The organism is uncultured Sphingomonas sp., from assembly GCF_964021865.1.
In the GTDB taxonomy this organism is placed as follows: domain Bacteria; phylum Pseudomonadota; class Alphaproteobacteria; order Sphingomonadales; family Sphingomonadaceae; genus Sphingomonas.
Genome location: NZ_CAXIAM010000024.1, coordinates 26196 through 46088 on the forward strand (window position 1 = coordinate 26196; position 19893 = coordinate 46088).

Sequence of the window (19893 nt, forward strand, 5' to 3'; positions counted from 1 at the left end):
GCAAGGCGGGGGCAGCGAAACAATCCTCACGTTATTGGCTTCCGCGCCCCGTGCGCCTATCGCCGCCCCATGACCGAAGCAGCGATCTCGATCCGCGACCTGTGCAAGACCTACGCCGGGGTGAAGGGCGGCGCACCGAAGCGCGCGCTGGACGGCGTGACGTTCGACGTGCCGCGCGGCAGCATCTTCGGGCTGCTCGGCCCGAACGGCGCGGGCAAGTCGACGCTGATCAACATCCTCGCCGGGCTGGTCAACAAGACCAGCGGCGCGGCGTCGATCTGGGGCTTCGACATCGACGACCATCCGCGCAACGCCAAGGCGTCGATCGGGATCGTCAATCAGGAGATCCTGTTCGATCCGTTCTTCACCCCCGTCGAGACGCTGGAGATCCAGGCCGGGCTGTACGGCGTACCCAAGAAGGAGCGCCGTAGCATGGAGCTGCTGCGCGCGGTGCATCTGGAGGACAAGGCCAACGCCTATGCGCGCACGCTGTCGGGCGGCATGAAGCGGCGGCTGATGGTCGCCAAGGCGATGGTCCATACGCCGCCGGTGCTGGTGCTCGACGAGCCGACCGCGGGGGTCGATATCGAGCTGCGCCAGCAATTGTGGACCTATGTCCGCAGCCTCAACGATGCCGGGGTAACGGTCGTGCTGACCACCCATTATCTCGAGGAGGCCGAGGAGCTGTGCGACCGGATCGCGATCATCAACCACGGCCGCGTGATCGCCAATTCGCCGACCGCCGAGCTGCTGGGCAAGGCGCAGGAGAAGATCGTCGCGGTGACGGTCGACCGCGACGTGACTGCGCTGCCCGACAATGACTGTTTCGAAAAGGTCGCGTTGAAGGGCACGCGGACGCTGGAGATCACCTATGCCAAGGATCGCGTGAACGCCGGCGAGGTGCTGGGCGCGATCCAGCGCGACGGCTACGGCATCGTCGACGTCAGCACCAAGGAAGCCGATCTGGAGGACGTGTTCCTCAACCTGACCCGCGCGGCCAACGCGGCATAGCCAGGTCCCCGTCATCCTCGCCGCTGCGGGGTAGACGGGCGAGGGATGACGCAAACGTCTGTCCCTCACGCCCCGATCTATGCCACATGACCGTCATGTATCCCGTGACCGCCGCCAGACCCCGCCAGCGTCTCAACATTCGCAACATTCGCGGGCGTGCGGCATGACGCACAGCGACGTCCTGATCGTCGGTTCGGGTGCTGCCGGGCTTACCGCAGCGCTCAACCTCGCCGACCGTTTCAAGGTGACGGTGCTCGCCAAGGGGGCGCTCAACGAAGGGTCGACCGCCTGGGCGCAGGGCGGGATCGCCGCGGTGCTCGAACCCGGCGACACGTTCGAGAATCATGTCGAGGACACGATGGTCGCGGGGGCGGGGCTCAACGACCGCGCGATCGTCGAATTCGTCGTCGAACGCGCCCCCGCCGCGATCGAACGGCTCCGCGCCTTGGGCGTGCCGTTCGCCGAGGAGGCCGGCGCGCTGCACCTGACGCGCGAGGGCGGGCATTCGCATCGCCGCATCGTCCATGTCGCGGACGCGACCGGCTGGGCGGTGCAGGAGGCGTTGCAGCGCGCCGCCGAAGCGCATCCCAACATCACGCTCGTCCCCGATCAGGTCGCGATCGACCTCGCCACCAGCCGGCATGAGGAGCGCTATTCGGGCGCGGGCAACGTCTGGGGCGTCTATGCGATCGACCGGCGCAGCGGCCGCGTCGCGCTCCACACCGCGCGCGCGACGATCCTGGCGACCGGCGGGGCGGGGCGGACCTATCTGTTCTCGACCGCGCCGCGCGGCGCGACCGGCGACGGAATCGCGATGGCCTGGAGGGCGGGAGCCCGAGTGGCCAACATGGAATTCATGCAATTCCACCCGACCTGCCTGTACCATCTGGAGGTCAAGAACTTCCTGATCACCGAGGCGGTGCGCGGCGAGGGCGGGCGGCTGATCAACCCGACCACCGGCAAGCGCTTCATGCCCTATTACGATGCGGAGCGGCTGGAGCTGGCGCCGCGCGACGTGGTGGCGCGCGCGATCGACGCCGAGATCAAGCGCTACGGGCTGGATTACGTCCATCTCGACATTAGCCACATGCCCGCCGATTTCGTGCGCGGGCATTTTCCGAACATCTACGAGAAGCTGAAGGGGCTGGGGATCGACATGACGGTCGCGCCGATCCCGGTGGTGCCGGCGCAGCATTATACCTGCGGCGGGATCATGGTCGATCGCGACGGGCGCACCGATCTGCCCGGCCTGTATGCGGCGGGCGAGTGCACGCAATCAGGGCTGCACGGCGCGAACCGGCTGGCGTCGAACTCGCTGCTCGAATGTTTCGTGTTCGGCGAGGCGGCGGCGCGGCACATCGCCGATTGCTGGGACACGTTGCCGGTGGTGCCCGCGATCCGCGCATGGGACGAAAGCCGCGTGACCGATTCCGACGAGGAAGTGGTCATCAAGCAGAACTGGACCGAGATCCGCCGCTTCATGTGGAATTACGTCGGGATCGTCCGCACCACCAAGCGGCTGGAGCGCGCGCGGCACCGCATCGACCTGCTCCGCAGCGAGATCGAGGATTATTACGGCCATTTCCGCGTCACCCCCGATCTGATCGAGCTGCGCAACCTGCTCCAGACCGCCGATCTGATCGTCCGTTCGGCGCTGCACCGCCACGAAAGCCGCGGGCTGCATTACACGCTCGACTATCCCGCGCTGCGCGACCCGCCGATCGATACCGTGCTGGTGCCGTGACCCCTAGGGAATCAGCCGGTTGAGCGATACCGACTCGACTCGTCGCGCCGCAGCGGGCGGTCGTCGCAAGCGTGAGTCGCAGGGCTTTGCGCCCGCCGGTGCGCCCGGCACACCCCCGAACGAGGCAGGGGTGACGGCGGCGGACATGGGAAAGACGACATTGGCGCACCGGGTGACGGTGATCGGCTGGTCGCTGCTGATCGCCGGCTGCGGTGCAGGGGCGGGGTCGACGCTGATCCCCGCCGCCCCGCCGCCGCCGATCGTCTCGGTCGCGGTGCCGCCGCCCGCCCCGCCGCGCCCCAAATCCGCGCCGCGCGCCTTGCAGCAGCGCGTGACGCAACTGATCCGCAGCTTCCCCGGCAAGGCGGGCGCGGCGATCCAGGCGGTCGACGAGGACTGGATCGTCCAGGAGGGCGGGTCGCTCTACCTGCCGCAACAGAGCGTCAGCAAATTGTGGGTCGCGATGACCGTGCTGGGGCAGCGCGACGCCGGGCGGTTGAAGCTCGACGATCCGGTGCTGGTGACGCGCGACGATCTGACGCTGTTCCACCAACCGATCGCCGGGCTGGTGACGGGCGAGGGGTATCGCACCACCGTCGCCGGGTTGCTGACGCGCGCGCTGACGCAGAGCGACAATACCGCGAACGACCGACTGCTGACCTATGTCGGCGGGCCGGCGGCGGTGCGGCGCTTCCTTGCGGAAAAGCACATCGCCGGCATCCGCTTCGGCCCCGGCGAGCGCCTGCTCCAGAGCGGCACGGCGGGGGTGACGTGGAACCAGTCGATGGCGCTGGGGCGCGGGTTCGAGGCGGCGCGCGCGCGGCTCGATCCCGAGCTGCGCCGCGCCGCGCTGCAACGCTATATCGACAATCCACCCGACGGCGCGCAGCCGTCCGCGATCGTCGAGGCGCTGGCGCGGCTGGCCCGCGGCGAATTGCTGAGCGAAACCTCGACGCGCGTGCTGCTGGATACGATGGCGAACTCGCACACCGGGCGTGCGCGGTTGAAGGCGGCGACCCCGGCGGGCTGGACGCTCGCGCACAAGACCGGCACCGGGCAGGAACTGGGCAGCCGCAACGCCGGGTTCAACGACATCGGGCTGCTGACCGCGCCGGACGGGCGGCGCTATGCGATCGCGGTGCAGATCGGCGACACGACCGCGCCGATGCGCGTGCGCCAGGTGCTGATCCAGCAGGTCGCCGCCGCGCTGACCGGTGCACAGCCGCGCGCGGGCGGCGCCGACGAGTCGGAATAGTCCTTCCCTCGGTGGAGAGGGCGTAGAACACCGTTCCCCCTGACCCCGATCCGTTATAGGGCAGCCGCCATGCCGCACCTCTATCTCGTCGACGGATCGGGCTATATCTTCCGCGCCTATCATCGTCTTCCGCCGCTCACCAACAAGCATGGCGAGCCGGTAGGCGCGGTCTATGGCTATACGACGATGCTGTGGAAGCTGGCCGACCAGCTCCACAAGGCCGACGGGCCGACGCATATGGCGGTGATCCTCGACAAGTCGAGCCACACGTTCCGCAACGAGCTGTACGACCAGTACAAGGCGCATCGCCCGCCGCCGCCCGAGGACCTCGTCCCGCAATTCCCGATGATCCGCGACGCGACGCGCGCCTTCTCGCTGCCGTGCATCGAGGAACAGGGCTGGGAAGCGGACGATTTGATCGCCAGCTATACCAAGGCGGCGCTGGCGCAGGGCTGGCAGGTGACGATCGTCAGCTCCGACAAGGATCTGATGCAGCTGATGACCGATCCGTCGGTCGACATGCTCGACACGATGAACAACCGCACGCTCGGCCCCGCCGATGTCGAGGCCAAGTTCGGAGTGGGGCCGGAGAAGCTCGGCGAGGTGCTGGCGCTGATGGGCGACAGCGTCGACAATGTCCCCGGCGTGCCGGGCGTTGGACCGAAGACCGCGGCGAAGTTGATCCTCGAACATGGCGACGTCGATGGCGTGCTCGCCGCCGCCGACGCGATGAAGAAGGGCAAGCTTCGCGACAATCTGATCGAACATGCCGAGGCGGCGCGGATGAGCCGCAAGCTGGTCGAACTGGCGTGCGACGTGCCGCTGCCGCAGCCGCTCGAAGAACTGTCGCTCGCCGACGGCATCCCCGATGCGCCGCTGCGCGCGTTCCTCGACCATCACGGCTTCCGCTCGCTGCTGACGCGGCTCGGCGAGGTCGCCGATGCGCCGGTCGCCGAGGCGGTGACCGATGCCGCCTTCAACGCCGACGAGGAGCCGGCGTGCAACCACGACGGTTACGAGACGGTGGTCGATGACGACGCGCTCGACCGCTGGATCACGGTGGCGCGGCATCAGGGCTGGGTCGCGATCGATACCGAGACCACCGCCAAGGACCCGATGCTCGCCGAGCTGGTCGGCGTGTCGATGGCGCTGCACCCGAACCTCGCCTGCTATATCCCGCTGTCGCATGGCGGGAGCGACATGTTCGCCGAGCGCCCGCCGCAGCTCGACCGCGACGCCGCGCTGGCGAAGCTCAAGCCGCTGCTGGAGGACCCCGGCGTCCTCAAGATCGGGCACAATCTCAAATACGACCTGATCGTGCTGGCGCGGCTCGGCATCGACGTCGCGCCCTATGACGACACGATCGTGATGAGCTTCGATCTTGACGCCGGGCTGCACGGGCATGGCATGGACGAGCTGGCCGCGACGCATCTGTCGCACACCTGCATCGCGTACAAGGACGTGGTCGGGACGGGCAAGAAGGCGCTCGGCTTCCACGAAATCGATCTGAAGACCGCGACGCGCTACGCCGCCGAAGATGCCGACGTCACGCTGCGGCTGTGGCGGCGCTTCACCGCGCGGCTGCCGCGCGAGGGCGGGACGCGCGTCTACCAGATGGTCGACCGTCCGCTGGTGGCGGTGATCGCGCGGATGGAGCGGCGCGGGATCAAGGTCGATCGCGAACGGCTGGCGCAGCTGTCGGGCGAGTTCTCGACGCAGATCGCGCAGCTGGAGGGCGTCGTCCACGAACTGGCCGGCGGACCGTTCACGATCGGCAGCCCCAAGCAATTGGGCGATGTGCTGTTCGAGCGGCTGGGGCTGAAGGGCGGGCGCAAGGGCAAGAGCGGAGTCTATTCGACCGACGTCACCGAGTTGGAGCGGCTGGCCGCCGACAAGGATTCGGCGGGCGCGGAGATCGCGACCAAGGTGCTGGAATGGCGTCAGCTGACCAAGCTGAAGAACACCTATACCGACACGTTGCAGGAGCAGATCCATCCGCGGACGGGCCGCGTCCACACCAGCTATTCACTGACCGGCGCGCAGACAGGGCGGCTGTCGTCGACCGACCCCAACCTGCAGAACATCCCGATCCGCACCGAGACCGGGCGGCAGATCCGCGATGCGTTCGTCGCGGAGCCCGGCAACCTGATCCTCGCCGCCGATTATTCGCAGATCGAATTGCGGCTGGCGGCGCATATGGCGGACGTGCCGCAGCTCAAGGAAGCGTTCGCGCGCGGCGACGACATCCACAGCCTGACCGCGCAGGAATTGTTCGGCGAGGTGACGCGCGACACCCGCGCGAGCGCGAAGACGATCAACTTCGCGATCCTCTACGGCATCTCGCGCTGGGGGCTGGCGGGGCGGCTCGATATCTCCGCGGACGAGGCGCAGGCGATGATCGACCGCTATTTCGAGCGCTTCCCCGGCATCAACCGCTACATCGCCGAGACGCTGACGCAGGTGCGCGAGCACGGCTTCACCGAGACGCTGTTCGGGCGCAAGACGCACTTCCCGCGCATCCGCAGCAAGGTGCAGCACGAGCGGCAGGGGGCGGAGCGCGCCGCGATCAACGCGCCGATCCAGGGGACGAGCGCCGATATCATCAAGCGCGCGATGGCGCGGATGGAGCCGGCGCTGCTGGAGGCGGGGCTGCCGGACGTGCGGATGTTGTTGCAGGTGCACGACGAACTGGTGTTCGAACTGCCCGAGGGCGACGTCGAGCGCGCGCGCCCGGTGATCGAGCGCGTCATGGCGGGCGCTGCGGAACCGTCGGTGGTGCTCGACGTGCCGCTGGGCGTGGAGATCGGAGTGGGAGCAAGCTGGGGAGCGGCGCATTGACCGCGCAGCTTGGCAGCCGGCCACGCCCGGCTGACTCAAGCAAGCGCGGCCGGCGGGCAACGCCCGTCCGACGACGCGGCTTTGCCGCGGCGCAACCCGTAACCACTCCCGTTCGCCACGAGCAGCCGTCGAGCGCAACCGAGACGGCGTGTTGCGAGGATGCCATCCGCGATGCCTTCTCGACGGGCGGGTTCTCGGCTGCGCTCGAACCCTGCTTAAAGCGAATGGTTGTGGGTTTGGCGCGGGCATGACCGACCAGCCCGAAGACATCGCCGCGCTCGCGAAGGGCGGGCGGACCAACGTCGCCGGCTTTGTCCTGCGGCTGGGCGCGCGGATCCCGTTCCTGTTCATCGCCGGCCATATGTATGGCGCGGCGCTCGTCGGTCGTTTCGCCATTGCGGTCGTCGTCGTCGAGTTCGCCGCGCTGATCGCCACCCTCGGGCTCAAGCGCGGCCTGGCGCAGGCGCTGTCCTCGACCGAACGACCGCACAATCACGTCGTTTTCGACGCGCTGGCGCTCGCGCTGATCGCCAGCCTGATCGCCAGCGTCCTGCTGTTCACCTTTCCGCAGGCGATGTATCCGAATTCCGCGATCGGCGGGCTCGACCGGCTCTTCCCGCTCATCATCCTCGCGCCCGCGCTGTCCGACGTCAGCCTCGCCGCGCTCGCCTATCGCCACGACGTGAAGGCCAGCGTCACTGCGCGCGCGGTGATCGAGCCGTGGACGCTGTCGATCTTCGCGTTCCTCTTCTCGTTCTTCACGCACAAGGACGGGCTGGTGCTCGCCTATGTCGCGAGCATGGTCGCGGCGCTGACCGCCAGCATCGTGCCGCTGATCCGCAGCTACGGCGTCCCGCACGGCTGGTCGCCGCATGTCGGGCAATTGTGGCAGATGACCCGCGCCAACACGCCGCTGGCGGGGGCGGACGCGCTGGAATGGGGCAGCCGCAACGTCGACCGGCTGATCCTCGGCACGCTGTTCGCGCCGAGCGTGGTCGGCATCTATTACATGGCGCAGCAGGTCGCGAGCCTGCCGCAGAAGCTCAAGACCAGCTTCGACCCGATCCTGGGCCCGGTGGTGACGCAGAGCCTGGCGCGCGGCGATCTGGCGGCGATCGCGCGGCAGGTGCGGCAGGTGGCGTTCTGGATCATCGCCGCGCAGCTCGCGCTCGCAATCACCGCGTCGATCCCGCGCGAGGGCGTGATGGCGACGATCGGGCCGCAGTTCGTCGGCGGCGCGGCGCCGATGGTATTCCTGCTGTTCGCCGAGGTGTTCGCCTCGACCGGCGCGGTGTCCGAATCGGCGCTGGTCTATATGGCGCGGCACCGCAACCTGCTGATCTCGATGACGATGCTCGCGCTGCAGATCGCCCTGTCGTTCGCGCTGATCCTTGCGCTGCGCGTCGCGGGCTACGGCGTCACGACGCAGGCGGCGGGCGCGCCGATTGCGCTGATGCTGGTGGTGCTGCTCACCTCGTTCATCAAGGCGGGGGTGCTCGGGCGGCTGCTCGGCGCGAGCGTGTCGCCGATGCGCTGGCCGCTGGTCTGGGCGGCGTGCGCGGGGGCGGCGGTGGGTGGCGCGTTCGCGCTGCTGCCGCCCGCATGGCGGTGGGCGCAGGTGTCGTTCGGGGTAGCGGCGACGCTGGCGGCGTATCTCTTCGTGATCTGGCGCTATGCTTTCGGCCCCGAGGACCGCGCGTTGTTCAGCAGGATGCCGAGTGCGGAAGAAGCGACCCTACCCAACGAGGGCGGGTTCATCCGGTAGGGCCGTCGCCCCTGCGCAGGCAGGGGCCCATGTCTGTGGCGTGTGCCGGGCCGCTGACACATGAGCCGGCGTGGCCGAGCGAGCGTCACACCATCAATCGACAGAAAATAGGCCCCTGCCTGTGCAGGGGCAACGGCGCTTCGGCCAACCCGCGTCGATCAATGCCGGAAGTGGCGCATGCCGGTGAACACCATCGCCAGCCCGGCCTCGTCGGCGGCAGCGATCACCTCGTCGTCGCGGATCGAGCCGCCCGGCTGGATCACCGCGGTCGCGCCGGCCTCGACCGCCGCCAGCAATCCGTCGGCAAACGGGAAGAAGGCGTCCGATGCCACCGCCGAGCCGGTCGTGCGCGCCTCGCTCCAGCCGGCCTTGTCGGCAGCGTCCTTGGCCTTCCACGCCGCGATCCGCGCCGACTCCAGCCGGTTCATCTGCCCCGCGCCAACGCCTGCGGTGCTGCCCTCCTTGGCATAGACGATCGCGTTCGACTTGACGTGCTTGGCGACCGTCCAGGCGAACAGGCAGTCGGAGAGCTCCTGCTCGGTTGGCTGGCGCTTCGTCACGACCTTGAGGTCGGCGGGGAGCACACGTCCGGCGTCGCGCGACTGGACCAGCCAGCCGCCCGCGATCGACTTGGCGAACAGCCCGTCGCGCGCGGGATCGGGGAGCGTGCCGGTCAGCAGCAGCCGCAGGTTCTTCTTGGCCGCGAACAGCGCCAGCGCCTCCTCGTCGGCGTCGGGCGCGACCACCACTTCGGTGAAGATGCCGGTGATCGCCTTGGCGGTCACGCCGTCGAGCGGACGGTTGACCGCGATGATCCCGCCGAACGCGCTGACCGTGTCGCACGCGAACGCGGCCTCATAGGCTTCCGCCAGCGTCGCGGCGGTCGCCACGCCGCAGGGGTTGGCGTGCTTGACGATCACGCAGGTCGGCTCGGCATCGCGGAACTCGGCGATCAACTCCAGCGCGGCATCGGCATCGTTGTAATTGTTGTAGCTCAGCGCCTTGCCCTGCACCTGCCGCGCCTGCCCGATCCCGGGGGTCGCGTCGCCGGTCGCGGCGTAGAAGGCGGCGTGCTGGTGCGGGTTCTCGCCATAGCGCAGTTCCTCACCCGCGCGATGCAGCGTCAGCGGCAGCACCGCGGGGAAGCGCTCACCCTGGTCGACATTGCCGAACCAGCGCGCGATCGCGCCGTCATACGCGGCGGTGGTGGCGAAGGCCTTGGCAGCCAGCCGCTTGCGATCCTCCAGCGTGGTCGAGCCCTCCGCGACCAGCGCGTAATCGGCGGGATCGGTGACGATCGCGACATAGGCGTGGTTCTTCGCGGCCGAGCGGACCATGCTGGGCCCTCCGATGTCGATGTTCTCGACTACCTCGTCGCGGTCCGCGCCCTTGGCGACGGTCGCCTCGAATGGATAGAGGTTCACGACCACAAGGTCGATCGCGCCGATCTGATGCTCTTCCATCGAGGCGGCATGCGCGGCGTCGTCGCGCACCGCGAGCAACCCGCCATGCACCTTGGGGTGGAGCGTCTTGACCCGGCCGTCCATCATCTCCGGGAAGCCGGTCAGCTCGCTGATGTCGCGTACGGTCAGCCCGGCGTCGCGCAGCGCCTTGGCGGTCCCGCCGGTCGAGACGAGTTCGACGCCCTTGTTGCCAAGCGCAGTGGCGAGATCGACGATCCCGGTCTTGTCGGAGACGGAAAGGAGCGCGCGGCGGATCGGGATGCTGGTCATGCGCGCGCGCTTACGCGGGCAGGGGGCGGGGCTCAAGCGGGTTCGTGACGTCACTATCTTCCGTTCGCTTCGAGTAGCCGTCGAGCCTGCCGAGACGGCGTGTCGAGAGGGCGCCACGCGGGGCCACCTCTCGATACAGGCTCTCGACAAGCTCGATCCTTACTCGAGGCGAACGGAGGTAACCCTACCGCGCGCGCTTCAGCACCCAATTGACGTTCACCCCGGTCGGCGGGGCGAGGCCGTGGATCACGATCTGCTGCGTCGTGAACAGCCGTCCCCAGCCGTCGACCCACACGCTGTCTTCGATCGTCAGCCGTTCGCCACGGCTGCGGAAGTGCCAGAAATTGCCCGCCGCCGTCCGCAGCATCGCCGCCTGATTGTCGGCGGTGGCCACCGCCTCGACTCCGGCGGCGAGGTGGAAGCGCAGCAGGAACGGCGTCATCGCGTCGGCGCGGCGCGGGCGCGCGCCCGGTGCGGCGAGCAACGCATCCTCGCCGCGCAGCTCGCGTCCGTCGCTGAGCAGCAGCAGGGTGCGCTGGTGGTGGAAGCCGTGGCGACGGACATAGCCGTCGTGGCGCGCCTCGATCCGGCTGCCCAACTCCGATTCCTGCCGCGTCAGCTCGACCTCGCGCACACCCTTGCCCAGCGTGCCGTCGGGCAGGATCGCGGTCGAATTGGTGTCGCCGATCGTCAGCGTCGAATGCGCCGCGGTGCTGCGCAGCCCGGTCATCATCGCTGGCGACAGGCGCGCGCCGGTGACGCCCGCACCGCCGCAATTGACGATCAGCCGTTCGGCCCCGTCGCTGAACTCGAACGCGAGCGTCGAGGCGCACCCGCCCTCCGCCACACGCGCCATAGGCGGCGGCGCGGCGTCGACGATCAGCACCGCCGCACCATTGGCGAGCCGCTGATAGCCCCAGTCGCGCGACTGGCGCAGCGGACGACCGTGCGCGCCGCTGGCGATCAGCACGTCGTTGACCGCCTCGGCATCGACGGGAAGTCCACCCTGCCAGCTCGACAGCCCGCCATCGCCCATCGTCGTGCCGAGCAGCGCAGGGGTGGCGAGCGCCAGCGCCTGCATCACCGGCTCCGGCAACGGCAGCCCGCGCGCATCGTACGTGGCGCGCAGCAGCCCGATCGTCGCGAGCACGTCGAGCAAGGCGGCGGGCGAGCGGCTGACGACGCCGCCGTCCGCGCTCATCCCCGTCCCCAGCGCACGTGCCAAGCCGGCCTCGCCGATCGCCAGCCGCGTCTCGCCCGCGGGCAACAGCAGCCCCGCGATCACCACCCCCGCCCAGGCCGCGATGCGCTCCGCACCTGGCGGCGCTTTGTCGGCGGTGCGATCGAGATGCCGCGCGGCGCGCGCGACGCCGTTGAGCACGCGCGAGCGGAAGACGAGATCGGACGAGGCGAGCAGCAGCGGCGCATGGAACGCCCACATCGCCAGCCGCCGCGCGGTGGTCGCCGGGCGCCATGCCGGATCGGAGACGCAGTCGCCATGCACCGCCAGCCAGCCGCCCGCCAGCGCCTCGGCCAGCGGCACCGCGCGCGCGCGGTCATCCAGCGCGGCGACATCGCGCAGCCATGCGAAGGAATGGAGATATTCCACGAATGCCGGCCCGGCGGCGGGCGCGGCGACGTCGATCGTCTCGATCGCATGATGCTCGCCGCCCGCGAACATCCAGCCTTCGAGCAGCGCCTCGCCCAGATCGCTCTCGCCGGGGATTGGATCGACGGGCATGGCGACCAGCTTGGCGGGATGCTGGCCATCGAGCCGCCGGTCGTGGAGCGGGGTGCGCCATGTCAGCCGTTCGAGCCATGCCGCCATGCGGTCGCCGAGCGACTCGCCCTGCCCGGCGGAGATGACGTGCTTTTCGGGATCGATGCCGGTGCGGTCGTCAGTCATCCGCCGCGCAGCGCCCGGATGTTGTCGGCATAACGCTCCGGCCCGCCGCGGAAGGTGGCGGTGCCGGCGACCAGCGCATCGGCGCCGGCGTCGATCGCGCGGCGCGCGGTCTCGACGTCGACGCCGCCATCGACCTCCAGATCGATATCGCGCCCGGACTGTTCGATCATCCTGCGGATCGCGCTGATCTTCTTGAGCTGGCTGTCGATGAAATGCTGTCCGCCGAAGCCAGGGTTGACGCTCATCACCAGCACCAGGTCGACCATGTCGATGAGATAGTCGAGCATCTTGGCCGGCGTGCCGGGATTCAGCACCACGCCGGCGCGCTTGCCCAGCCCCTTGATATGCTGGATCGTTCGATGGATGTGCGGCCCCGCCTCGGGATGGACGGTGATCGTGTCCGCGCCCGCCTCGGCGAAGGCGTCGAGATAGACGTCGACCGGTGAGATCATCAGATGCACGTCGAACGGCTTGGCGGTGTGCGGGCGCAGCGCCTTCACCACCGCCGGGCCGATCGTGATGTTGGGGACGAAATGCCCGTCCATCACATCGATATGGATCCAGTCGGCGCCCGCGGCATCGATCGCGCGCACCTCCTCTCCCAGTCTGGCGAAATCGGCGGACAGGATCGAAGGTGCGATGCGAACGGGCTTGGTCATGATCCCGCCCCGTTAGCGGACGCAGCGCCTAGGCGGAAGCGCGCTCGACCCGCGCGACGAAGAACCCGTCGCATCCACCGACCGTTTCGAGCATTCCCGGCAGCGTGCGGACCCAGCCTTCGGGCTCCGGCGCGATCCCGGCGGGCAGTTCGCCCTCGGCCGGCGCGCGGATCGCGAAGTCGGGATGCTCGCGCAGGAAACGCTCGATCTGCGCCTCGCCTTCCTCGGGCTCCAGCGAGCAGGTGGCGTAGACCAGCGTCCCGCCCGGCGCGACCCAGCCTGCCGCGCGGTCGAGAATGCGCGCCTGCAGCAGCGCCATTTCCGCGACGATCCCGCCGTGCGCGCGGTGGAGCACGTCGGGGTGGCGGCGAAAAATGCCGGTCGCGCTGCACGGCGCGTCGACCAGCACCGCCTGCGCGGGCGCGTCCGGCGACCATTTGAGCACGTCGGCGATCGCGATCTCGAAGCGCAGCCCGGTGCGCTCACGGTTCTCGCGAAGTCGCGCGGCGCGACTTTCCGACATTTCGATCGCGGTCACCTGCCACCCGGCGGCGGCGAGCTGGAGCGTCTTGCCGCCCGGCGCAGCGCACAGGTCCAATGCGGCTTCGGTGCCGCGCCCGATCAGCCGCGCCGGGATCGAGGCGGCGAGGTCCTGCACCCACCATTCGCCCGCGTCATAGCCGGGGAGCGCCGTGACGTCGCTGCCGGCGGCGACGCGCGCATGTGCGGGCGCGAGCGAGGTCGCGTCGGGCAGCACCTTGGCGGCGTCGGCATAGCTGAGGTCGATCGGCGGCGGCGCGGCGATCGCACGCGCGGCGGCCGCGGCGACCGCTTCACCCCAATTGCTGCGCCAGCGCTCCGCGACCGCGGCGGGCAGCGTCGGCACCTCGGGGAGTTTGGCGTCGCCACGCATCAAGGTGCCGAACACGCCGTGGACCAGCTTGCGTGGGCCGCCATCGACCAGTGGCAGCACGGTGGCGATCGCGGCGTGCGGCGGGGTGCCGAGCCCCAGTGCCTGCGCCAGCGCGATCCGCAAGGCGCTACGCGCCTTGGCATCGTCGGGCAGGCGTTGGCGCGTCGCCGAGTCGATCAACGCATCGAGATCGGGGAGCCAGCGCAGCGTCTCGGCGGCGATGGCGTGGGCCAGCCCGCGGTCGGGGCCGCCGACCAGTGCGCGCGTGGCATGGGCGAGCGCCGATTCGAGCGGCTCGCCGCGCCGCAATACGGCATCGAGCAGCCGCAGCGCGGCACGGCGCGGCGCGGTGCCGAGCGGCTCGGGGCCGCCCGGCGTGCGATCGGCGCGAGCGGGGCGGGGCCGGGCGGGGCGGCGGGGCGGGCGGGCGTCAGTCACGCAGAATCTGCTGCAACGGGCTCGGCTTGAAGGCGGTCATGGCGCTGCATATGTGCCGCTGCGCACGCCGGATCAATCGGAAGGACCGAAGCGATGGGCAAGCGCCCCGACCATGTGAAGCCTCCCGCCTATCTCAGCCCCAACCCGCCGGTGCCCGCACCGGGCCCAATGGCGCGTCCGGCCGAGGACCCGCTGGGTCGCGATCCGGTGCGGTTCGGCGACTGGGAATTGAAGGGCATCGCAGTCGACTTTTGAGCGCTTGCGTGTGTCTCCACCGTTCGTGCTGAGCCTGTCGAAGCGCGTGCCCGGACACGCCCTTCGACAAGCTCAGGGCGAACGGTTTAAGATACGTCCGTCCTCTCGGAAGTCGGCGCGACCCTCAACTCGTCGTGCCGGACTTGATCCGGGGCCTCGATTTTTCCGCCCGTGCGTGAAGAAGCGGGAGCCCGGATCAAGTCCGGGATGACGGAATAGTCAGGCCCGCTCGCGCTCCGTTCCGACCGCCGCCCGCACCCCGGCGCGCCCGCGGCGCTTCAGTTCCGCTTTCAGCTCTTCGGGTTTGGGCGCGATCAGGAAGCCGAAGCTGACGTTGCCTTCACGCGTCTCGACCACATGGTGCAGCCGATGCGCCTGCACGATCCGCTTCATATACGCCGACTTCGGCAGATACCGCGTCGGCAGCCTTTTGTGCACGATCACATCGTGGAACCCGAAATAGATCGCGCCATAGGCGGCGATCCCCGCGCCGATCCAAGTGAACCCCGGCCACCAGCCGAGTTGCACCCCGCCGAGGATCATCACAAACGACGGCACCGCGAAGATCGCGGCATACAGGTCATTCAATTCCCAATTGCCGGTGCGTGGGCGGTGATGGCTCTCATGCAGGAACCAGCCGATCCCGTGCATCACCCAGCGGTGCATGACATAGGCGAACCCTTCCATCAGCGCGACGGTGGCGAGGAACAGCAGCAAGGCGGGCCAGAACGACATCGCGCGTGCATATAGCCATCGCGTGCGCGTCTCGCTACGTCGGCGCGCATCATGACCGACGATCTCAGCCCGGAAAGCCTCCGAACCGCCGCTCTCGAATCCAAGGCCTGGCCGTATGAAGAGGCGCGCAAGCTCCTCAAGCGCTATCCGGATGGGAAACCGGGCGGACAGCCGGTGCTGTTCGAAACCGGCTACGGTCCGTCGGGGCTGCCGCACATCGGCACCTTCAACGAAGTGCTGCGCACCACGATGGTCCGCAACGCCTTTCACGCGCTCAGCGACCAGCCGACGCGGCTGATCGCGTTCAGCGACGACATGGACGGGCTGCGCAAGGTGCCCGAGAACGTCCCCAACGGCGACATGCTGCGCGAACATCTCGGCAAGCCGCTGACGCGCATCCCCGATCCGTTCGGCAAGTTCGACAGTTTCGCCGCGCACAACAATGCGACGCTGCGCGATTTCCTCGATCGCTACGGCTTCGACTACGAATTCGCGTCCTCGACCGATTATTATACCTCGGGCCGCTTCGACGACGCGATCCGCGGCGTGCTGCGCCACTGGCAGGGCGTCATGGACGTGATGCTACCGACGCTGCGCGCCGAGCGCCGCGCGACCTATTCGCCGGTGCTGCCGGTCAGCCCGAAGAGCGGCATCGTGTTGCAGGTGCCGGTCGAGGTGATCGACGCCGAGCGCGGGTTGATCGCGTTCGAGGACGAAGGCGAGCGTATCGAACAGTCGGCGCTCGGGGGGCTGTCCAAGCTGCAATGGAAGGTCGACTGGGCGATGCGCTGGGTCGCGCTGGGCGTCGATTACGAGATGGCGGGCAAGGACCTGATCGACTCGGTCGTGCAATCCTCGAAGATCGCGCGCGTGCTCGGCGGACGCCCGCCCGAGGGTTTCAATTACGAGATGTTCCTCGACGACAAGGGCGAGAAGATCTCCAAGTCGAAGGGCAACGGGCTGTCGATCGAGCAATGGCTGACCTACGGCCCCGAAGAGAGCCTCGCTTTCTACATCTATCGCGAGCCGAAGAAGGCCAAGCAGCTCCACATGGGCGTGATCCCGCGTGCGGTCGACGACTACTGGCAGTTCCGCGGCAATTATGCCGGGCAGGCGATCAAGGAGCGGCTCGGCAACCCCGTTCACCACGTTCATGACGGCAAGCTGCCGGAGGGGACGCTGCCGGTGACGTTCGGGCTGTTGCTCAACCTCGTCGGCGTGATGGGCGAGGGCGCGACGCGCGAGCAGGTGTGGGCGTATCTCGCCAATTACGTCGCCGACGCGACCCCCGCCGCCTATCCCGAGCTGGACCGGTTGATCGGCCATGCGCTGGCGTATCACCGCGACCATGTCGCCCCGACGCTGAAGCGCCGCGCGCCCGAAGGCGTGGAGGTGGCGGCGCTGGAGCGGCTGGATGCCGAACTCGCCGCGCTGCCCGAGGAGGCGAGTGCCGAGGACATCCAGAACATCGTCTATGAGATCGGCAAGACCGGCGGCTTCGCGGAGCTGCGCGACTGGTTCAAGGCGCTCTACGAAACGTTGCTCGGGTCGAGCCAGGGGCCGCGGATGGGCAGCTTCATCCGCCTGTACGGCGTCGCGAACACGCGGAGGCTGATCGCCGAAGCCTTGGGCAAGAAGTAACACTCTTCGTTAGAACAAACTCCCACCCGCCGGTGCAGATGGCGACGGAGCCGGCTGCGGCTCTGCCGGCCGCGCCGGCGGCGGGGCGAAGGCACCGGTGATCGCCGCCGTCTCCAACGTATCGAGCGCCGCGCGTGCGTCGATCCAGCGTCGCGCGGCCGCGGTCCAGTTCGCCGCATCCGCCGCGCCGGGCAGCCGCTCGACCTCCGCCAACGCGGTTTCGACATTCCCGTTGTCGAGTTGTCGCCGCGCACGCGCCAGCCGATCGGATGGCAGCGGCGAGGGCGTATCGGCTCGGTGGATGACGACCAGATTGCGCAACTCGCTGCCGATCCCGCTCCACCAGTCGCTCGGCCGTGCCAGCAGCATCGGCGTGGCGACGTTCAGGCTCTCGCGCAGATCCTCCAGCGTGACCGGCTGCCGCGCGGCGCGGATCACCGTCCCGACCTGCGCGGGCAGCGTCGCGCCGAACCGGCGGCGCAACTCATTTTCCAGATAGCCGAGCCCCGCGCCTCGATCGAGCGCACGCCGCGCCGCGAACGTCACGAAGATCGCCTCGGCCTTGCCGGCATTGACCGCCGCTTCGGCGGTATCGGCATCGGTGCGCGCCGCGCGCGCCTCCAGATTGGCGAGCTGCGCCGCCAATGTCGCCTCGCGCAGCGCCAAGGTTGCGGTATCCGCTGCGGGCGCCGCAGGCGCTAGCGCTGCGGTCGGCTTGGCGGCGGGGGAGCTCGATCCCCCGCGCGCAAAGAAGCCCGGCGTGTTGCGCACCGCATAGGCCATCAGGCCCAGCCCGATCAGAAAGGCGAGGATCGCAATCGCCAGCGCGGGGCCGATCCGCGATCGCGCAGGGGTTCGCGTCGTGCCAAGGGGATCGCTCATCCGACGCTTATCTCCGCGCCCGGCGCGCCGGTCAATCAGGTGCGGCGATCGCATCGATCAGCGCGCGATCGTTCGGCTGTCCGGCAACGATCACGCATGCCCAGCCCGAACCCGCCGCGGCGGCGATCGCCGGGCTGAGCGCCGCGATGCGGACGCGGCCGCGCGGAAGGTCGTTGGTCAGCAGCGCGAATCGTGCCGCGGCGCGTGCGGAGTGCAGCATCGCCACGCCGTCGATGGCCGCCGCCAATGCGTCCGATGGAACCGGCAACGGCTCGCTGGCATAGACGGTGATCGTGGCAACGCCCGGCTGCGCGACATGCTCGCGCCCGGCAAGATGGAGCAGGCGCGGAAACGCACCGGCGCGCGCGACCGCCGCCGCCGCATCGCCGTTCCCGACGATCGCGACGTCCAGCCCGGCCGCGCGCGCCACGTCGGCCGTCGCGCCGCCGACCGCGATCACCGGCAGCCCCGCGAGCCGCGCGAGCCCGTCGCCCGCCAGCCGCACCGCCTGTGCGCTGGTGAGCAGCAACGCGTCATACGCCACGGGATCGGGGGGCGACCAGGCGAGCGGCACCGCCTCGAACAGCGGCACTGCAACCGGCGCGATCCCCGCCGCTGCCAGTGCTGCGCAGGTGCGTGCGTTGCCCGGTTCGGGCCGCAGCACCAGCGCACGCGTCATCCGAACAGCACGCGGATCGCCGGCGGTGCGCGCTCTAGCAGTTCTTCGGCAAGGCGCGCGCCCAGCAGCACCGGATCGGCGCCCTCGGCCGTGCCCTCGACCGCCTCCACGCCATCGGGCGTCAGCAATTGCGCGCGGAGCACCAGCGTCTCGCCCCCGACCACCGCCAGCGCCGCGACTGGTGAATGGCAATCGGCGCGCAAGCCCGCGAGCAAAGCGCGCTCCGCCGCGACGGCACGGTGCGTCTTCGCGTCATCGATCGCCGCGACCAGCGCGCGCGCCGGACCCTCGGCCAGCGTCTCGACCCCGACCGCGCCCTGCGCAGGCGCCGGGAGCATCACATCGAGAGGGATCGCCACGCCGGTGTCGTGCCGCCCGAGCCGCTCCAGTCCCGCCGCTGCGAGCAGGGTCGCATCGACCTCGCCCGCCGCCAGCTTGCCGAGCCGCGTATCGACATTGCCGCGGAACAGCACCGCCGACACATCGGGCCGCAATCGCCGCAGCTGCGCGGCGCGGCGCGGGCTGCTGGTGCCGATCACCGCCTTGTCGGGCAGCGCCGCGATCGACGCCGCACCGATCAGCCGGTCGCGCACATCGGCGCGCGGCAGCGTCGCGGCGATCGCGATCGCGTCGGGGCGCAGCGTCTCGACATCCTTCATCGAATGGACGCAGGCGTCGACCTCGCCGGCCAGCAGCGCGCGGTCCAGCTCCTTGGTCCACAGCGCCTTGCCGCCGATCTCGGCAAGCGCGCGGTCCTGCACGCGGTCGCCGGTGGTGCGGATCGTGACGATCGCGACATCATCCCAGCCGTGCGCCGCCATCAGCGCGTCGCGCACCATGCCTGCCTGGGTGAGCGCGAGCGGCGATCCACGGGTACCGAGCCGGAACATGGCGCACCTCTTGGCGGCTCGGCTCGCCGCCTGCAAGCGTTGCAGTGCCACAAGCACCGTCGCCCCTGCGCAGGCAGGGGCGACGGTAAGCGGGCGACTGATTCTTTGCTGGATGGTGGAACCGAACCGGAGTGTCGTCGCGCTCGCAATGGCGGCGGGCCGGGCCTAGATAGCCGCCATGCTGATCCTCGGGCTCGAATCCTCCTGCGACGAAACCGCCGCCGCGCTGGTCACCGGCGAACGCGAGGTACTGGCGCACCGCCTCGCCGGGCAGGAGGCCGCGCATCGCCCTTACGGCGGGGTCGTGCCGGAAATCGCCGCGCGCGCGCATGTCGAGGTGCTGCAACCTTTGGTCGAGGCGGCGCTGGCCGATGCGGGCAAGACGCTCGCGGATGTCGACGCGATCGCCGCCACCGCCGGGCCGGGGCTGATCGGTGGGGTGCTGGTCGGGCTGGTCACCGGCAAGGCGCTGGCGCATGCCGCGGGCAAGCCGTTGATCGCGGTCAACCATCTCGAAGGCCATGCGCTCAGCCCGCGGCTCGCCGACCC

The 19893-nt window shown here is 69.5% G+C and carries 15 protein-coding genes and 1 pseudogene; 8 read left to right on the top strand and 8 right to left on the bottom strand.

Annotation, left to right across the window (positions count from 1 at the left end; translation table 11 throughout):
* Positions 1 to 69 precede the first annotated feature (69 nt).
* The 5 genes from AADI75_RS08525 (at position 70) to AADI75_RS08545 (ending at position 8613) form a co-directional block, all read left to right on the top strand.
* A complete protein-coding gene (locus AADI75_RS08525) occupies positions 70 to 1011 on the top strand; it encodes an ABC transporter ATP-binding protein (RefSeq protein WP_341208609.1) in 942 nt (313 codons plus the stop codon).
* A gap of 163 nt (positions 1012 to 1174) precedes the next feature.
* Positions 1175 to 2755: an L-aspartate oxidase gene (gene nadB, locus AADI75_RS08530; RefSeq protein WP_341208610.1), complete on the top strand. Its 1581-nt coding sequence runs from the start codon at positions 1175 to 1177 to the stop codon at positions 2753 to 2755.
* Positions 2756 to 2774: 19 nt separating this feature from the next.
* Positions 2775 to 4010 carry a serine hydrolase gene (locus tag AADI75_RS08535; RefSeq protein WP_341208611.1) on the top strand — a complete coding sequence of 412 codons (1236 nt, stop codon included), beginning with the start codon at positions 2775 to 2777 and terminating at the stop codon, positions 4008 to 4010.
* 69 nt (positions 4011 to 4079) lie between these two features.
* Positions 4080 to 6848: a DNA polymerase I gene (gene polA / locus AADI75_RS08540; protein WP_341208612.1), complete on the top strand. Its 2769-nt coding sequence runs from the start codon at positions 4080 to 4082 to the stop codon at positions 6846 to 6848.
* Between the two features lie 247 nt (positions 6849 to 7095).
* A complete protein-coding gene (locus tag AADI75_RS08545; RefSeq protein WP_341208613.1) occupies positions 7096 to 8613 on the top strand; it encodes a lipopolysaccharide biosynthesis protein in 1518 nt (505 codons plus the stop codon).
* Positions 8614 to 8771: 158 nt separating this feature from the next.
* On the opposite strand, the gene purH is transcribed toward AADI75_RS08545, so the two are convergent.
* From purH to AADI75_RS08565, 4 genes are all read right to left on the bottom strand, one after another.
* A complete protein-coding gene (purH, locus tag AADI75_RS08550; protein WP_341208614.1) occupies positions 8772 to 10346 on the bottom strand; it encodes a bifunctional phosphoribosylaminoimidazolecarboxamide formyltransferase/IMP cyclohydrolase in 1575 nt (524 codons plus the stop codon).
* Between the two features lie 184 nt (positions 10347 to 10530).
* On the bottom strand, positions 10531 to 12252 hold the full coding sequence (locus AADI75_RS08555) for a heparinase II/III family protein (protein ID WP_341208615.1): 1722 nt from the start codon (positions 12250 to 12252) through the stop codon (positions 10531 to 10533).
* A complete protein-coding gene (gene rpe, locus AADI75_RS08560; protein ID WP_341208616.1) occupies positions 12249 to 12911 on the bottom strand; it encodes a ribulose-phosphate 3-epimerase in 663 nt (220 codons plus the stop codon). The genes AADI75_RS08555 and rpe overlap by 4 nt, the downstream gene beginning before the upstream one ends.
* A gap of 28 nt (positions 12912 to 12939) precedes the next feature.
* A complete protein-coding gene (locus tag AADI75_RS08565) occupies positions 12940 to 14262 on the bottom strand; it encodes an RsmB/NOP family class I SAM-dependent RNA methyltransferase (protein ID WP_341208617.1) in 1323 nt (440 codons plus the stop codon).
* Between the two features lie 93 nt (positions 14263 to 14355).
* Between AADI75_RS08565 and AADI75_RS08570 the strand changes: the two genes are divergently transcribed.
* Positions 14356 to 14517, top strand: coding sequence for a DUF1674 domain-containing protein (locus AADI75_RS08570; RefSeq protein WP_341208618.1), 162 nt, complete (start codon positions 14356 to 14358; stop codon positions 14515 to 14517).
* 219 nt (positions 14518 to 14736) lie between these two features.
* Here the strand turns inward: AADI75_RS08570 and AADI75_RS08575 are convergent, their stop codons facing one another.
* Entirely contained in the window at positions 14737 to 15252 is a 516-nt protein-coding gene (locus tag AADI75_RS08575; protein ID WP_341208619.1) for a beta-carotene hydroxylase, read from the bottom strand.
* Positions 15253 to 15303: 51 nt separating this feature from the next.
* On the opposite strand from AADI75_RS08575, the gene AADI75_RS08580 reads away from it, so the two are divergent.
* Entirely contained in the window at positions 15304 to 16893 is a 1590-nt protein-coding gene (locus tag AADI75_RS08580; protein WP_341208620.1) for a lysine--tRNA ligase, read from the top strand.
* 9 nt (positions 16894 to 16902) lie between these two features.
* Here AADI75_RS08580 and AADI75_RS08585 read toward each other — a convergent pair whose 3' ends face one another.
* Genes AADI75_RS08585 through hemC form a run of 3 tightly spaced genes read right to left on the bottom strand, consistent with a single transcriptional unit; the run spans position 16903 to position 19344 of the window.
* Positions 16903 to 17775 (bottom strand): hypothetical protein, encoded by an 873-nt coding sequence (locus AADI75_RS08585; protein ID WP_341208621.1) that lies wholly within the window; start codon positions 17773 to 17775, stop codon positions 16903 to 16905.
* Between the two features lie 31 nt (positions 17776 to 17806).
* A complete protein-coding gene (locus AADI75_RS08590) occupies positions 17807 to 18454 on the bottom strand; it encodes a uroporphyrinogen-III synthase (RefSeq protein WP_341208622.1) in 648 nt (215 codons plus the stop codon).
* Complete coding sequence (hemC, locus tag AADI75_RS08595; RefSeq protein WP_341208623.1) at positions 18451 to 19344, bottom strand: hydroxymethylbilane synthase; 894 nt, start codon at positions 19342 to 19344, stop codon at positions 18451 to 18453. The genes AADI75_RS08590 and hemC overlap by 4 nt, the downstream gene beginning before the upstream one ends.
* A 178-nt stretch (positions 19345 to 19522) precedes the next feature.
* On the opposite strand from hemC, the pseudogene AADI75_RS08600 reads away from it, so the two are divergent.
* Positions 19523 to 19893 (top strand): annotated as a pseudogene (locus AADI75_RS08600) (tRNA (adenosine(37)-N6)-threonylcarbamoyltransferase complex transferase subunit TsaD); the annotation flags it as partial.

What these genes read in the sequence shown, in the direction of transcription:
- AADI75_RS08575 (WP_341208619.1), bottom strand. Translation starts at nt 15,252, where the DNA reads ATGTCGTTCTGGCCCGCCTTGCTGCTGTTCCTCGCCACCGTCGCGCTG.
- polA (WP_341208612.1), top strand. Translation starts at nt 4,080, where the DNA reads ATGCCGCACCTCTATCTCGTCGACGGATCGGGCTATATCTTCCGCGCC.
- purH (WP_341208614.1), bottom strand. Translation starts at nt 10,346, where the DNA reads ATGACCAGCATCCCGATCCGCCGCGCGCTCCTTTCCGTCTCCGACAAG.
- AADI75_RS08585 (WP_341208621.1), bottom strand. Translation starts at nt 17,775, where the DNA reads ATGAGCGATCCCCTTGGCACGACGCGAACCCCTGCGCGATCGCGGATC.
- AADI75_RS08525 (WP_341208609.1), top strand. Translation starts at nt 70, where the DNA reads ATGACCGAAGCAGCGATCTCGATCCGCGACCTGTGCAAGACCTACGCC.
- nadB (WP_341208610.1), top strand. Translation starts at nt 1,175, where the DNA reads ATGACGCACAGCGACGTCCTGATCGTCGGTTCGGGTGCTGCCGGGCTT.
- hemC (WP_341208623.1), bottom strand. Translation starts at nt 19,344, where the DNA reads ATGTTCCGGCTCGGTACCCGTGGATCGCCGCTCGCGCTCACCCAGGCA.
- AADI75_RS08555 (WP_341208615.1), bottom strand. Translation starts at nt 12,252, where the DNA reads ATGACTGACGACCGCACCGGCATCGATCCCGAAAAGCACGTCATCTCC.
- rpe (WP_341208616.1), bottom strand. Translation starts at nt 12,911, where the DNA reads ATGACCAAGCCCGTTCGCATCGCACCTTCGATCCTGTCCGCCGATTTC.
- AADI75_RS08580 (WP_341208620.1), top strand. Translation starts at nt 15,304, where the DNA reads ATGACCGACGATCTCAGCCCGGAAAGCCTCCGAACCGCCGCTCTCGAA.
- AADI75_RS08590 (WP_341208622.1), bottom strand. Translation starts at nt 18,454, where the DNA reads ATGACGCGTGCGCTGGTGCTGCGGCCCGAACCGGGCAACGCACGCACC.
- AADI75_RS08545 (WP_341208613.1), top strand. Translation starts at nt 7,096, where the DNA reads ATGACCGACCAGCCCGAAGACATCGCCGCGCTCGCGAAGGGCGGGCGG.
- AADI75_RS08570 (WP_341208618.1), top strand. Translation starts at nt 14,356, where the DNA reads ATGGGCAAGCGCCCCGACCATGTGAAGCCTCCCGCCTATCTCAGCCCC.